This window comes from Achromobacter sp. HZ01 (assembly GCF_003267925.1).
GTDB lineage: Bacteria > Pseudomonadota > Gammaproteobacteria > Burkholderiales > Burkholderiaceae_B > Achromobacter > Achromobacter pulmonis_A.
In genome coordinates this window covers 764,173-777,929 of the sequence record NZ_LWKV01000002.1, presented here as the reverse complement: position 1 = coordinate 777,929, position 13,757 = coordinate 764,173, and the positions used below count along the sequence as shown (strand labels likewise).

12 protein-coding genes are annotated in these 13,757 nt (G+C 68.2%); 6 read left to right on the top strand and 6 right to left on the bottom strand.

All coding sequences use genetic code 11. From position 1 onward, the window contains the following. Positions 1-10: 10 nt before the first annotated feature. The 5 genes from A6B37_RS12575 to A6B37_RS12555 all read right to left on the bottom strand — a co-directional run bounded on the left by A6B37_RS12575 (position 11) and on the right by A6B37_RS12555 (position 6,086). A complete protein-coding gene (locus tag A6B37_RS12575; protein WP_111825921.1) occupies positions 11-2,404 on the bottom strand; it encodes a TonB-dependent receptor in 2,394 nt (797 codons plus the stop codon). Between the two features lie 157 nt (positions 2,405-2,561). Beyond that, positions 2,562-3,545, bottom strand: a complete 984-nt coding sequence (locus A6B37_RS12570; protein WP_111825920.1) for a FecR domain-containing protein — start codon at positions 3,543-3,545, stop codon at positions 2,562-2,564. After that, positions 3,532-4,035, bottom strand: a complete 504-nt coding sequence (locus tag A6B37_RS12565; protein ID WP_102773485.1) for a sigma-70 family RNA polymerase sigma factor — start codon at positions 4,033-4,035, stop codon at positions 3,532-3,534. The genes A6B37_RS12570 and A6B37_RS12565 overlap by 14 nt, the downstream gene beginning before the upstream one ends. Positions 4,036-4,119: 84 nt before the next feature. Next, positions 4,120-5,073, bottom strand: coding sequence for a tripartite tricarboxylate transporter substrate binding protein (locus A6B37_RS12560; RefSeq protein ID WP_111825919.1), 954 nt, complete (start codon positions 5,071-5,073; stop codon positions 4,120-4,122). A gap of 110 nt (positions 5,074-5,183) precedes the next feature. Continuing rightward, entirely contained in the window at positions 5,184-6,086 is a 903-nt protein-coding gene (locus tag A6B37_RS12555) for a dihydrodipicolinate synthase family protein (RefSeq protein WP_111825918.1), read from the bottom strand. A gap of 238 nt (positions 6,087-6,324) precedes the next feature. On the opposite strand from A6B37_RS12555, the gene A6B37_RS12550 reads away from it, so the two are divergent. The 6 genes from A6B37_RS12550 (at position 6,325) to ptsJ (ending at position 13,173) form a co-directional block, all read left to right on the top strand. Then, positions 6,325-7,008, top strand: a complete 684-nt coding sequence (locus A6B37_RS12550; protein WP_111825917.1) for a GntR family transcriptional regulator — start codon at positions 6,325-6,327, stop codon at positions 7,006-7,008. A 199-nt stretch (positions 7,009-7,207) separates the two neighbouring features. Continuing rightward, complete coding sequence (hutU, locus tag A6B37_RS12545) at positions 7,208-8,890, top strand: urocanate hydratase (RefSeq protein WP_102773489.1); 1,683 nt, start codon at positions 7,208-7,210, stop codon at positions 8,888-8,890. 29 nt (positions 8,891-8,919) lie between these two features. Beyond that, a complete protein-coding gene (locus A6B37_RS12540) occupies positions 8,920-9,900 on the top strand; it encodes a tripartite tricarboxylate transporter substrate binding protein (protein ID WP_246842461.1) in 981 nt (326 codons plus the stop codon). Positions 9,901-9,913: 13 nt separating this feature from the next. Next, complete coding sequence (locus A6B37_RS12535; RefSeq protein WP_102773490.1) at positions 9,914-10,918, top strand: ornithine cyclodeaminase family protein; 1,005 nt, start codon at positions 9,914-9,916, stop codon at positions 10,916-10,918. 10 nt (positions 10,919-10,928) lie between these two features. Then, complete coding sequence (locus A6B37_RS12530; RefSeq protein ID WP_111825916.1) at positions 10,929-11,750, top strand: PhnD/SsuA/transferrin family substrate-binding protein; 822 nt, start codon at positions 10,929-10,931, stop codon at positions 11,748-11,750. Positions 11,751-11,871: 121 nt separating this feature from the next. After that, entirely contained in the window at positions 11,872-13,173 is a 1,302-nt protein-coding gene (ptsJ, locus tag A6B37_RS12525; RefSeq protein WP_111825915.1) for a transcriptional regulator PtsJ, read from the top strand. Between the two features lie 3 nt (positions 13,174-13,176). Here the strand turns inward: ptsJ and A6B37_RS12520 are convergent, their stop codons facing one another. Continuing rightward, positions 13,177-13,722: a carboxymuconolactone decarboxylase family protein gene (locus A6B37_RS12520; RefSeq protein ID WP_111825914.1), complete on the bottom strand. Its 546-nt coding sequence runs from the start codon at positions 13,720-13,722 to the stop codon at positions 13,177-13,179. Positions 13,723-13,757 lie beyond the last annotated feature (35 nt).

The window sequence follows — 13,757 nt, the reverse complement described above, 5'->3', positions numbered from 1 at the left end:
CGGCGGGGGCTTACCACCTGTGCTGGTAAGTCAGCGTCAGTACGGTCCCGGCGGCGGGAAGCCGGCTGGTGTTCGTGTTGCTGCGCATGAGCTGGCTGTAGAGCGGGTAGTAGTCGCGATTGAACAGGTTCTCGATGCCGAGAATGAATGTGTCGTTCTGGTTCGGCTGATACCGGCTCATGAGATCCACCGTGAAATAGCTGCTCACGTCCCGCCGGCCGAAGCTCTCCACGCCATTCAGGCGGTAGTCCTTGCCGCCGAAGTAATTGGCCTGGATGCGGTTGCTCCAGCGTTCGTTGGGGCGGTACTGCAGATACGCGGTGAGCTTGAGCGGCGGGATCCGGTAGCCCGTCATGTCCTGCCAGCTGCGGCCGGCGGGACGCTCGCGGCCTTTCATCCACGTGAAGGTGCCGCCGGTGGCCCATGTTTCGTCGTCGGTGGCGTAGTCGACCGTGCCCTCGATGCCGTGGATGCGTTCTTCCGTGCGCGTCAGGATCAGCCCGTTGTTGAAGCTCTGCACGTCGCCCAGTTTGGACGTGGTGTAGAACAGCGCCAGCGAGGCCGAGGTGTTGCCGACTCCGCCGCGCCAGCCCAGCTCGTAGTTGTTGGTCTTGACCGGCTGCAGGTCGGACGAGCCGATGTCGAAGCCCGGGCGCGCGTTGCGCATCTGGACGCCGATGTCGGGCAGCTGGAAGCCCTGGCTGAAGTTCGCGTACAGCTCCTGTCCGAGCACCGGCGCGTAGGCCACGCCGAAATTGAACAGGAAGGCGTCGTAGTTGACCGTGCCGCCCTGCACCGTGGCGGGCGCGGGCACGCGCAGCTGGGACAGGGGCACGAAGTCGCCGAAGCGGGCCGACGCGTACTCATAGCGCGCGCCGCCCTGCACGGACCACTGCTCATTGAAGCGATGTTCGAGCTGGGCGAAGAGGCCGGTGCTGCGCGTGGTGAGTTCGGGCATGTAGGTGAGCCCGCCCATCCTGTTGAACACGCGCCCGCCGCTGCGGTCATAGGCGGCTGGATCGAAGATGTCGAGCGGCATGTCGCTGCGTTCGTGGTTGAAGTCCGCGCCCCACATCAGCCTGGACTGTTCGCCCAGCGGCGTGTCCACCGTGAGGCGGCTGCCGAAGACCTTGGTGTTCTGGGTGATCTGGTCGATGTTGTTCCCGCGGGTCACGACGGCGCGCGCATCGAAGGGCGTGAAGCGCGTGAAATAGTCGCGGTAGTACATCTGCGCCGTCATCTTGCTGCCCAGCAGGTCCAGGTGCTGGTACTCCAGGTTCACCAGCGTGTTGCGGATCTGGTTCTGGTCCGCCAGCTGCAGGCCGCTCATGGGCAGGGCGCGCGCCGACCCGGCAGGCAGCCGGCCGACCGAAGGGTCGGAGGTGTAGTCGGAATCCTGGTCGGCGTTGTAGTAGTTGGCAGAGAGCTGCAGGCGCTGCTTGTCGTCGATGCGCAGGCCCAGCTTGCCGCCCAGGCTGTAGATATTGGAGTCGAACAGGTCGCCCTGGCTGGGCTCGGGCGCGATGCGCCGGCCATGCGCGTCATAGGACGCGCCGTTGTGGCGCGCGCCCAGGTCCAGCGCATAGTCCACCATGCCCTTGCTGCCCGCGAAATGCTGCTGGAGCTGCCCGCCCAGGCCGTCGGCCCGCAGCCGCGTCAGCGGACTGACGGCGGTGATGGTGGTCTCGGCCACCGGCTCGCCGCCGGCCGGCCGCGTGGTGATCGAGACGATGCCGCCCGTGGCGCCTGCGCCGTAGATCGAGCTGCTGCCGCGCAGCACTTCGACCCGCTCGATGGTGGCCGGGTCGATGTTGGCCAGGTTGCGCGACGAATCGCGGTTGGTGTTGAGCGGAATGCCGTCCACCAGCACCAGCACGCCGCGCCCGCGCAGCGTCTGGCCGTAGTCGGTGATGGTGCGGCTGGAATCGGCCATGCCCGGCACCGTCTTGGAAAGAATCGTGGCGAGGGTGCCCGAGCCCGTGCGCAATTCCTGCAGGGCGTCGCGCTCCAGCACGATGGTCTGCTGCACCGGGTTCACCAGATTGCTGGCGGTGCGCGAGCCGGCCACTTCGATCGGGGCCATGACCTGGGTCTGGCCGGCGCCTTGCGGCTCGATGATGGTCACGGCACCTTCCTGGCGGACCTGCAGCGCCTTGCCGTCCAGCAAGGCCAGGAGCGCCTGCTGCGGCGTCATGGCGCCCGCGACGGCCGGCGCCTGCATGCCGGCCACGGTTTGCGGCGCGTAGAAGATCTGCAGGCCATGGGCCTGGGCCAGGTTGCGCAGCGCCTGGTCCAGCGGCTGCGCCGGCATGTCTATCGCGACCGGCGCCGATTGCGCCCGTGCGCCCGGCGATCCCGCCACGAATGCCGCGGCGACCAGCGCCGCGCCCAGGCACGCGCGCATTCCCGCGTGCTTTCCCCATTTCTTGCGATCCACTTCCTGTGCTCCCGAATCATGCCCGCGGGCACCATGCCCGCCCGCCAATCAGGAAGAAGACGCAATACGCAAAAAATACCTGAATGCTCCGCCCGCTTTTTTTGTAACAGCGCCGGCCGGCGGGTCAGCGCGCGACGATCTCGGCCCGCCCATCAGGCAGGCGCCGCACCGCGACCGGCAGGATGTGCGGCAGCGCGGTCAGGAAGGCGTCGGTGTCGGCGGTCTGGAACACGCTGGTCAGGCGCAGGTCTTCCAGGCCCTGCCCGGTCGCCAGCACGACGGGCTGCTCCCGGTAGCGCGACACCTCGCGCACGGCGCTGCGCAGGTCGGCATCGGCGAACACGATCTGGCCGTTGCGCCAGGCCAGCTCGGCCGCCACGGCGACAGGCCGCGCGCGGCCGGCGTGGCCGCTGGCGTCCACCAGCACCGAATTTCCGGCCGCGACCGCCACGGCGGCAGCGTCCTGCGCGCCGGCCACTTCCACCGAACCCGATTCGACCACCACCTGCATCCGGTCCGTATCGCGGCGCACGTCGAAGCGCGTGCCGGTCACCCGGGCGCTGCCGAATCCGGCGTCGACGATGAAAGGGCGGGCCATGTCTTCCCGCACCGTGAACAGGGCCTGGCCCGCTTGCAGCACGACGCGGCGGCGGGCGTCGTCGAAACCGACCTGAAGGCGGCTGCGGCTGTTGAGTTCGACGATGGACCCGTCGGGCAGCGTGACGCTGCGGCGCTCGCCGGCCGCAGTGCGGTATTCGGCCATGCCGTCGCCGGGGCGCCAGATCGCCACCGCGACGCCGGCCGCCAGCGCGCACAGCCCCAAGCCCAGCGCCTGCCTGCGCACACGGCTGGCAGGGCGCGGCGGCGGTTCCGCCAGTTCGCGCAGGCGGTCCGCGGGAATGCTGCCGGCCGCCAGCCAGATCTCCTCCAGCATCCGGTACTCCGAGGCATGGCGCGGGTCCCGCGCGAGCCAGGCGTCGAGCTCGGCCTGCGCGGCGTCGGTCCATGTGCCGGAGCGGGCGCGCGCGAACCAGCGCGCCGCCTGGGCGCGGACCGGATCGGCGGGGGCCTCGGAGGCCGCAAGAGGCGAACAGTCAGTTCGGGGCATAGGCTCCAAGCCGTTCCCGCAGATGCAGTGCGGTGCGGATCATGTATTTTTCGACCATATTCTTGCTCAGCCCCATGCGCTGCGCGATCTCGGCCTGGGTCATGCCTTCGAGGCGCTGCCAGACGAAGACCTGGCGGCATTTGAGCGGCAGTTCGGCCAGCGCGGCTTCCAGCGCCTGGCTCAACTGCTCGGTGCGGACCTGGGCCAGGGGATCGCCCAGGGAGCTGGGATGGGCGGCTATGGTATCAAGCGCCACCCACTCCTGCCCGTCGGTCTTGCGGAACTGATCGACGGCCGCGTTGCGGGCCGCCTGATGCAGATAGGCGCGAGGCTGGGCCACGCGCGCGGCGTCGGTTTCCAGGCATTTCACCAGCGCTTCGTGCGCAAGATCCCGCGCGGCGTCACGGCAACCCAGCTTCCGGGTCCAGACCGCAAGCAGTTCTTCGTAATAGGCCAGAAAGCCTTGCGAGCGGGGAGGACGTGGTGGCATGGCGGCAAATAAGCAAGCCACGCATGATAATGGTTTTTATTTGCATTGCAAAGCTGGGTTGCCGGTCCGCCCGCAAGACCCCGCCTACGGCTTGAGATTGAGCTTTTTCATCAGCGTCTTGAACGCCTCGTTCTGCCGGGCGATATCCGCGGTGAACTCGGGCGTGTCCGCCCAGGCCAGCGTCAGGTTCTGCGAGACCAGCGATTTCTGGAATGCCGGCGTTTCGTAGACCTTGCGCGCGACTTCCCGCCACGCCGCCAGCGCTTCTTCGGGTGCGCCCTTGGGCAGGCCGATGCCGCGCCAGACGCTGAATTGCAGATCGTGTCCGCGCTCCTTGAATGTCGGAACCTGCGGGATCGCGGGCAGGCGTTGCGCGGACATGACGGCAAGCGTTTTCAGCTTGCCGGTTTCCACGTGCTGCCTGAGTTCGGCGTAGGCCACTGTCGTCGCCTTCACGTCGCCGGCCATCAATCCCATGATGGCGGGCGATGAGCCTTGATAGGGGACGTGGGTGAACGTGGCGCCGGTGCTGTCGGCCAGCGCCGCCGCGGCCAGGTGGGGAATCGTTCCGTTGCCGGCATTGCTGATCGTGACGGCTTCGGGATTCGCCTTGGCATAGGCGATGAACTCTTCGATCGTGTTCCATGGCGCGTCCGCGCGCACGGTGATGGAGGAGGGATCGTCCGTGAAGCGGGCCACGGGCTGGAAGTCGTCGATGGTGGCCTTGCCGATGCCCATCAATGGCACGAACAGCATCTCGGGATTCATCAGCAGGACCTTATAGCCATCCGGCTTGCCCGACAGTACGTAGGACCAGCCTATGGACCCGCTGGCGCCCGGCTTGTTCATCACGAAGACGGTCTGCGGGAAATGATTGCGGGCTTCGTCGGCCACGGCGCGGGCGGTGTTGTCGCTGCCTCCGCCCGGCTGGTAGGCGACCACGAGCTCGATCTGCTTGCTGGGGTAGGAAGCGGCGGCGGCCACGCTTGCGGTGAGACATGCCAGGGCGCCCAATACGATTCTAGGTAAGAAGTTCATGGTGGAAAGTTCATCCGCACAAGGCACCAAAAGTGTCGACCGTACCGGGGTGCCGTTCCGAGTGCGATAGCGCGGCCCGCCGTCGGGCCGCAGGTTGTATTGCGGCAGGCTTAGCGGCGCAGCGTTTCCAGGTCGGCCAGGGTCTTGCGGACGATGGCGATGGTGCGCTCGCGCTCCTCGCCCACCAGGCCCAGGCGCGGCGGCTTCACGGTTTCGGCCGAGCCCGTGATGATGTTCTCGGCCAGCTTGATGTGCTGCACGAGCTTCACCACCGTGTCCAGATGGAATAGCGGAGTCAGGACGCGATACAGGGCGCGGGCCTGCGGCAGCTTGCCCGCGATGGCCAAGTCCAGCAGATCGACCGATTCCCGGGGCAGGGCGTTGGCCATGCCGGACACCCAGGCGGTGACGCCCAGCGCGGCGCTTTCCAGGATCAGGTCGTCCACGCCGCACACCACGTTCAGGCGGTCGCCGAAGCGCGCGATCAGATCCGTGACGCGGGTGGTGTCGTAGGACTCCTCTTTGATCGCGACGATGGTGGGTTCGGCCAGCAGCTGCTCCACCGTGTCCGGCGTGAGATCCACGCCGTAGCCGCGCGGGTTGTTGTAGAGCAGGATCTCGAGCCTGGAGGCGCGCGCCACGGCCTTGTTGAATTCGATGGTTTCGCGGACGTCGGATTTATAGGTCAGGCCGGGAAACAGCATCAGGCCGTCCACGCCCAGCCGTTCCGCCTGTTGCGCGAAGGCGACCGCCTTTTGCGTACTCGTTTCGGCCACCCCGGAAACGATGGGCACGCGTCCGTTCACGGTCTCCTTGGCGATGCGCAATACCGTCAGCTTTTCTTCGGGAGACAGCTGGGCGTTCTCGCCGACCATGCCCATCATCACCACGCCGCTGACGCCATTGGCGATCAGACGCTCCAGGCCCGCGCGCAGCGCATCTTCGTCCAGCGTGTAGTCGGGCTTGAACTTGGTAGTGACGGCGGGGAAAACGCCTTTCCATTGAATCGTCATGATCTTCCTTGTGGCAGTCGCGGGCCTGCGGGTAAATATTCGGATAAAGAGTACTTTATATTGGATCCAATTTAGCCGGAGAAAAAAATGGCGCGGATAGCCGTGCCTTTGTTTCATGCTCGCTTGACGCGCGATCGCCGCGGTCAGCGGATCATGGATCCAATATAATCACGTTACGCGAAGCCGGTGCTTCGTGTCTCCCCGGGGTTTCCCTAGCGTATCGCGGACCTTCTCATCTATGCAGCCCAGCCCTCCCACCCGAATCGTCAGGAAGACCACCACCGAACTGGTGCTGGACGCGATGCGCGGCCGCATCCTGTCCGGCGAGTTTGCGCCGGGCTCGGCATTGCGGCAGGAATTGCTGGCCGAAGAGCTGGGCGTGAGCCGCATTCCCGTGCGCGAGGCGCTGCGCCTGCTGAGCGCCGAAGGCCTGGTCGACACGATCGCGCACAAGGGCGCTTTCGTGTCGATGCTTTCCAAGGCGGAAGTCCAGGAATTCTTCGACATACGCAAGCGCCTGGAGCCCTGGATCATCCGCGAGGCCATCCCGAACATTTCCGAGGCCGATCTGCAGCGCGCCGAGCAATTGGTGCGCGAGATGGATTCGACCGATCCCGGGCGCTGGGGCGCGCTGAACTGGGAGCTGCACGAAAGCCTGTACCGGGCCGCGCAGCGGCCGGCGGCGCTGGGCATGGTGCGGGCGCTGCACGAGAAGTCCGAGCGCTATTTCCGTTTCCAGGTCGTGAACGTCCCGATCCGGCAGCAGGCGCATCGCGAACACATGGAACTCATCGCCCTGTGCCGCGCCGGCCAGGCCGACAAGGCCGAGGCCATGCTGGAGCAGCACATCGGCGACGCCGCCGAGCAGATCCTGGCGATCGTGGACCGGCTGCTGGGCGGCGCCGCCGTGGCGGCGGACTGACTCCGCATTTCCGCAATTCCCCGCGGGCCGTATCGCGCTGCGCGCCCGCGCGGTCTTCTCCCCCAACTTTTGGCATAAGGGTCTTCCCCGGGTATATCGTTCCGACCAGAATGTAGTTGAATATACTTGTATATACGAGTTAAATCGACTGCCGGGAGCGGGCTGTCAGCCGCTCCCGAACGAACGACGGAGGCCCGCCATGAGTACCGAAACGTCCGCCCGCCACGACGCCTCGCGCAAGATCCGCGCGCCGCGCGGCGCCACGCTGAGCTGCAAGAACTGGCTGATCGAAGCCGCCTACCGCATGATCCAGAACAACCTGGACGCGGAAGTCGCCGAGCATCCGCAGGACCTGGTGGTGTACGGCGGCATCGGCCGCGCCGCGCGCGACTGGGCGTCTTTCGACAAGATCCTGGAGGTCTTGCGCCGGCTGGAGGCCGACGAAACCCTGTTGATCCAGTCGGGCAAGCCGGTGGGCGTGTTCAAGACCCATGCCGACGCGCCGCGGGTGCTGCTGGCGAATTCCAACCTGGTGCCGCACTGGGCCACCTGGGACCACTTCCATGAGCTCGACCGCAAGGGGCTCATGATGTACGGCCAGATGACGGCCGGCAGCTGGATCTACATCGGTTCGCAAGGCATCGTGCAGGGCACGTACGAGACCTTCTACGCGGTGGCCAACCAGCATTTCGACGGCCGGCCGCAGGGGCGCTGGATACTGACGGCGGGGCTGGGCGGCATGGGCGGCGCGCAGCCGCTGGCCGCGACCATGGCGGGATTCAGCATGATCGCGGTGGAGTGCGACGAATCGCGCATCGACTTCCGCCTGCGCACCCGCTATATCGACGTGAAGGCGACCTCGCTGGACCAGGCGCTGGAGCTGCTGCGCCAGGCCAGGGCCGAAGGCCGCGCCGTATCGGTGGGTCTGCTGGGCAACGCGGCCGACGTGGTCCAGGAAATGGTGCGCCGTGGCATCACGCCCGATTGCCTGACCGACCAGACCTCGGCCCACGATCCCTTGAACGGCTATCTGCCGCAGGGCTGGACCATGCAGCAGTGGCGCGACGGGCGCGCCAACGATCCGGCGGCGGTGGTGGCCGCCGCGCGCAAGTCCATGGCCGCGCACGTGCGCGCCATGCTGGAGCTGAAGCAGCGCGGCGCGGCCACGCTGGACTACGGCAACAACATCCGCCAGGTCGCACTGGAAGAGGGCGTGGAGAACGCCTTCGACTTCCCCGGTTTCGTGCCCGCGTACATCCGGCCGCTGTTCTGCGAAGGCATCGGGCCGTTCCGCTGGGCCGCGCTGTCGGGCGATCCGGAAGACATCTACAAGACCGACGCCAAGGTCAAGGAGCTGATCCCCGACGACCCGCATCTGCACAACTGGCTGGACATGGCGCGCGAGCGCATCGCGTTCCAGGGGCTGCCGGCGCGCATCTGCTGGGTGGGCGTGCGCGACCGCGCGCGGCTGGCGCTGGCTTTCAACGAGATGGTGCGCACGGGCGAGCTGAGCGCGCCCATCGTGATCGGCCGCGACCACCTGGATTCAGGCTCGGTGGCCAGTCCCAACCGCGAGACCGAGGCGATGCGCGACGGCTCGGACGCGGTGTCCGACTGGCCGCTGCTCAATGCGCTGCTCAATACGGCCGGGGGCGCGACCTGGGTGTCGCTGCACCACGGCGGCGGCGTGGGCATGGGGTTCTCGCAGCATGCGGGCGTGGTGATCGTGTGCGACGGCACGGCCGAAGCCGACCGGCGCCTGGCGCGCGTGCTGCGCAACGATCCGGGCACCGGCGTCATGCGTCACGCCGACGCGGGCTACGAGGCCGCCATCGAATGCGCCCGCTCGGTGGGCCTGGACCTGCCGATGCTCAAGGACTAATTCGACTTCATCCGTACAGGGGAATTCCCGTGAACACGTATCTTGCGATGTGCCTGGGCGGCGCGCTCGCGGCCGGCATGCTGGCCGCGCCGGCGGCGGCACAGGAGAAGTACCCCGCCCGGCCGGTCACCATCGTCGTGCCTTTCGGGGCGGGCGGCGTGGCCGATGCGCTGCCGCGCATCGTGGGCCAGGAACTCAACGCCAAATGGGGCGTGCCGGTCATCATCGAGAACAAGGTGGGCGCCTCGGGCAACATCGGCATGGATTACGTCGCGCGCGCCAATCCGGACGGCTACACCCTGGGGCTGGCGCCCACCGGCAACCTGACCGTGAACCCGCTGCTCTACACCCGGCTGCCCTTCGACACCGCGCGCGACTTCGCGCCGGTGACGATGCTGGCCACCTCGCCCAACGTGCTGGTGGTCAACGAGCGCGTGCCCGCCAGAACCTTCAAGGAGCTGGTGGAATACGCGCGGCGCAACCCCGACAAGCTGAACTACTCCTCGCCCGGCGCGGGCAGCGGCGCGCACCTGGCCGGCGAATTGCTCAACCAGTCGGCCGGCATCGTCACGCGGCACATTCCGTACAACGCCATGGCCGCGGCGGTCAACGACGTGGTGGCGGGCAACGTGGACATGATGTTCGCCGGCATCTCCACCGTGCTGCCGCAGATCCAGGCCGGCAAGCTGCGCGCGCTGGCCGTGGCCGGACCCGAACGACTGCCGCAGCTCAAGGACGTGCCCACGGTGGCCGAGAGCGGCTACCCGGGCTTCGACGTGACCTCGTGGTACGGCATCGTGGCCCCGGCTAAGGTGCCCGCGGCCATCCTGGACCAGTTGCAGGCCGACATCGCCGCCGTCCTGCAACAGGAAAGCGTGAAGCAGAAATTCGCCGGCCTGGGCGTGGCGCCGGCCGGCTCCAGCCGCGCCGACTTCGCGCGCACGATCCGCCAGGAAACCGATAAGTGGGCGGCCATCGTCAAGCGGGCCGGCATCCAACCGATTCAATGACCGGGGAGACACCATGCAGTCCATAGACATCACTTACCTGAACGGTCCCGACGTGCGCGCGCTGGCGCTCACCGACGCCGAGATCCTGGCCGCCGTCGAAAGCGCGCTGGACGCGCAGGGCCGCGGCAAGACCGTCATCGAGCCGCGCGTGCACCTGGTGCCGGAATCCTCGGACAAGGGGCATTTCAACGTGCTGCGCGGCTATATCGAGCCGCTGCACGTCGCGGGCGTGAAGGTGGTGAGCGATTTCGTCGACAACTACAAGGTCGGCCTGCCGTCCGAAATGGCCTTGCTGAACCTGTTCGACCCGGTCAACGGCAAGCCGCTAGCGGTGGTCGACGCCACCGCCATCACCGACATGCGGACCGGCGCCGTGACCGCGCTGGGCGCCAAGCACCTGGCGCGTAGGCAGAGCAAGGTGCTGGGCCACATCGGCGCGCGCGGCACGTCCTACTGGAACGTACGCCTGCTCGACAGCCTCTACGATTTCGACGAGATCCGCGTGCATTCGCGGCGTCCCGAGAGCCGGCAGGCCTTCGGCGAGCGCCTGTCGCGCGACCTGGGCAAGCCGGTGCGGGTGGTCGACGATTGGGAATCCTGCGTGCGCGGCGCCGACATCGTGGTGGAGGCCTCGCGCCTGCCGCAGCCCACGCCGCTGCTGAAGACGGAATGGATCAAGCCGGGCGCCCTGGTCATGCCCTACGGGACCATGAGCGCGGTGGAGCTGAGCCTGACCGACATCATGAGCAAAGTCGTGGTCGACGACTGGGGCCAGTGCCGCAAGGGCCTGCCTTATGGCGCGCTGCGCGCGCACGTGGACAGCGACCGCGTGACCGAAGAGAACCTGCACGCCGAACTCGGCCAGATCGTGGCGGGGCTCAGGCCCGGCCGCGAAAGCGACGACGAAACCATATTGTTCTGGCATCGCGGCCTGTCCACCACCGATATCGCGCTGGGCCACGCCATGCTTGAGAAGGCGCGCAGGATGGGCCTGGGCCAGACGCTGAAGTTCGCCTAGGACGCGCCGCATGGAACTCATCGCCTCGACGCGCATGTACGACGTGGCGCCGGCCATGAAAGCGGCCTGGCGCGCCTTGCTGGCGGCCGCGCACGCGCGCGCCGGCCTGGACGTCCGCTGCATCGAACACGCCTGGCCCGATCCTATCGGCGAGCTGTGGGAACGTCCCGGCCTGTGCGGCGCGTTCATGTGCGGATGGCCTTATGCGGCGGCGCTGGAGGCGGGGCGCGCCTTCAAGGCGGTGGCCTCGGTGGTGCCGGACTGGCCCGCCTATGCCGGCCAGCCGCGCTACCGCAGCGAGTTCCTGGTGCGGGCGGACAGCCCCTGGCAGTCGCTGGCCGACGCCGCCGGCAGCCGCTACGGCTGGATGGTGCGCGATTCGCAATCGGGCTGGAACGCCCCGCGCGCGGCCCTGGCCGAGCTTGCCGCCGCGGCCGGCGGCGCGCTGTTCGCCGAGTCCAAGGGGCCTTATGGCAATCCGCGCGGCCTGCTGCGCGCGCTGGCGGAGCGCGAAATCGACCTGACGGCGGTGGACGGCTGGTATCTGGACCTGCTGCGCGAACATGACCCGGATGCCCTGGCCGGACTGCGCACGCTGGCTTTCACCGCCTGGACGCCGAACCCGCTGCTGGTGGCCGGCCCCGACGTGGACGCGGCCATCGCCGGCCGGCTGTCGGACGCGCTGCTGGCCCTGCACCATGATCCGGCATGCGCGCCCCTGCTGCGCAACGCGCGCGTGGCGCGCTTCGTGCGGGCCGAACCCGGGCGCTATGCGGCGCTGGCCGACATGGCGCGCGCGGCCGCGGCGCGGGGCTATCCGGAGATCCGCTGACGCTCCGGCCGGCCCCTCGCGGGCCGGCTTTCTTCGCCAGGGCAATCGTGTCAAACTTGCGTATTGACTCGATGTGGACTCAAGGCTGTCGCCATCAGGGGCCGCATTGTCCTGGGGCAATATGAAAATCCAAGGAAAGACCGCCGCGGAAATCTTCGACTGCGTGCGGGCCCTGCTTCAGTCGGGGCAGTTGCGGCCGGGCCAGGCCCTGCCGCCGGTGCGCGATCTGGCGGCCGAACTGGACATCAACCGCAATACCGTGGCCGCGGCCTACAAGCGGCTCGCGGGCGCCGGCATCGCCGTCACGCAGGGCCGCCTGGGCACCGTCATCCGCGATGCTTCCGGTCCGGGCGAACAGGAAGGCGCCCAGCCCGACACGCCGCTGGTGGATCTCGCCAGCGGCAATCCCGATCCGGCCTGGCTGCCGGACCTTACCGCCGCGCTCGCCATCCGGCCGTACAAGCACCGTCTTTACGGCGAACCCACCGTCAACGCAGGGCTGCAAGCCTATGCGCGGGCCTGGTTCGAGCCGGACTGTCCCGCGCCGTTCGAGATCGACCTGACCCACGGCGCGGTGGACGCCGTCGAACGGCTGCTGGCTTCGCACCTGGTCGCCGGCGACAAGGTCGCGGTCGAGCACCCCTGTTTTCTCAGCAGCATCAACATGCTGCGCATCGCCGGGCTGCGCGCGATCGGCGTGCCGGTCGATGCGCAAGGCATGCAGGTCCAGGCCCTGGAAGCGGCGCTGGAGCGCGGCGCGCGCGCCGTGATCCTGACCCCGCGCGCACACAATCCCACCGGCTGCAGCCTGAGCGAACGGCGCGCGCGGGCGCTGGCGCGCGTGCTGGCGAGATATCCGCAGGTCATGGTGATCGTGGACGACCACTACGCGCTGCTGTCCGACAAGGAATACCACTCGGTGCTGCCGGCCGGCGCGCAGCGCTGGGCGCTGGTGCGGTCGCTGACCAAGGCGCTGGGCCCGGACGTGCGCGTGGCCATGGTGGCGAGCGATCCAGCGACCTCGCGCCGGCTGCGCATGCGGCTGGCCTCCGGCACCAGCTGGGTCAGCCACTTGCTGCAGGACATGATCGAAGTCACGCTGGGCCGGCCTGAAGTCGCCGCGCAGATGGCGCAGGCCCGCGAGGACTACGCCCGGCGCAGGCGCATGCTGGAAGACGCGCTGCGCGCGGAGGGCGTGCCCTGTGCGGAGCAGGGCGACGGCCTCAACCTCTGGATTCCGCTGGAGGTCGACGACAAGGCCGTCGCCCTGGCCCTGGCGCATCGCGGCTGGCTGGTGCGCCATGGCGATGCGTTCGGCGTCCTGGGAGCGGTCAGCGGCCTGCGGGTCACCGTCAGCGGCATGGAATCCGGCCAGTGCCGGGACCTGGCCCGCGATATCCGCGCAAGCCTGGGGCTGGGCTAGGCCCTACGCGGCCCGACGCAGCTTCACCGCCGGGAAATCCACCGGCACGGCGAACGCCACGTTGACGTAGTTGGTGAACAGGTTCAGCGCCACGTGGGCCAGGATCTCGACGATCTCCTGGTCGTTGAAGCCGGCCGCGCGCACGGCCTGCACGTCGGCCTCGCCCACCTGGCCGCGCGCCTCCACCAGTTGCAGCGCAAAGCGCAGCGCCGCCGCGGTCTTGGGATCGGCGGAGCGGCCGTCCTGGGCGGCGGACATTTCCTCGGCGCTGGCGCCGGCCTTGCGGCCCAGGGCGGTGTGGGCCGCAAGGCAATACTCGCAAGCATTGCGGTCGGCCACGGCCACGGCGATCTGCTCGCCCAGCCTGGCCGGGATGACGCCCGCGCCGAGGGCGCCGAACGCGCCCCACATGCTTTGCAGCGCCGCCGGCGAATTGGCCACCGCGCGGAACATATTGGGCGTGGCGCCGAAAGCGCCGTGGATCTGGGCCAGCAGCGCCTGGCGGTCGGCGGTGGTGGCGTTGGCGTCGATCAGGGGAACTCTGGACATGATGTGACTCCTGGTGTGGAAGAAATGCCATCCCG

Bases quoted from the DNA above. Each gene is read 5' to 3' on its own strand.
- A6B37_RS12575 (WP_111825921.1), bottom strand. From the start codon at position 2,404: ATGCGCGCGTGCCTGGGCGCGGCGCTGGTCGCCGCGGCATTCGTGGCG.
- A6B37_RS12570 (WP_111825920.1), bottom strand. From the start codon at position 3,545: ATGCCCCGAACTGACTGTTCGCCTCTTGCGGCCTCCGAGGCCCCCGCC.
- A6B37_RS12565 (WP_102773485.1), bottom strand. From the start codon at position 4,035: ATGCCACCACGTCCTCCCCGCTCGCAAGGCTTTCTGGCCTATTACGAA.
- A6B37_RS12560 (WP_111825919.1), bottom strand. From the start codon at position 5,073: ATGAACTTCTTACCTAGAATCGTATTGGGCGCCCTGGCATGTCTCACC.
- A6B37_RS12555 (WP_111825918.1), bottom strand. From the start codon at position 6,086: ATGACGATTCAATGGAAAGGCGTTTTCCCCGCCGTCACTACCAAGTTC.
- A6B37_RS12550 (WP_111825917.1), top strand. From the start codon at position 6,325: ATGCAGCCCAGCCCTCCCACCCGAATCGTCAGGAAGACCACCACCGAA.
- hutU (WP_102773489.1), top strand. From the start codon at position 7,208: ATGAGTACCGAAACGTCCGCCCGCCACGACGCCTCGCGCAAGATCCGC.
- A6B37_RS12535 (WP_102773490.1), top strand. From the start codon at position 9,914: ATGCAGTCCATAGACATCACTTACCTGAACGGTCCCGACGTGCGCGCG.
- A6B37_RS12530 (WP_111825916.1), top strand. From the start codon at position 10,929: ATGGAACTCATCGCCTCGACGCGCATGTACGACGTGGCGCCGGCCATG.
- ptsJ (WP_111825915.1), top strand. From the start codon at position 11,872: ATGAAAATCCAAGGAAAGACCGCCGCGGAAATCTTCGACTGCGTGCGG.
- A6B37_RS12520 (WP_111825914.1), bottom strand. From the start codon at position 13,722: ATGTCCAGAGTTCCCCTGATCGACGCCAACGCCACCACCGCCGACCGC.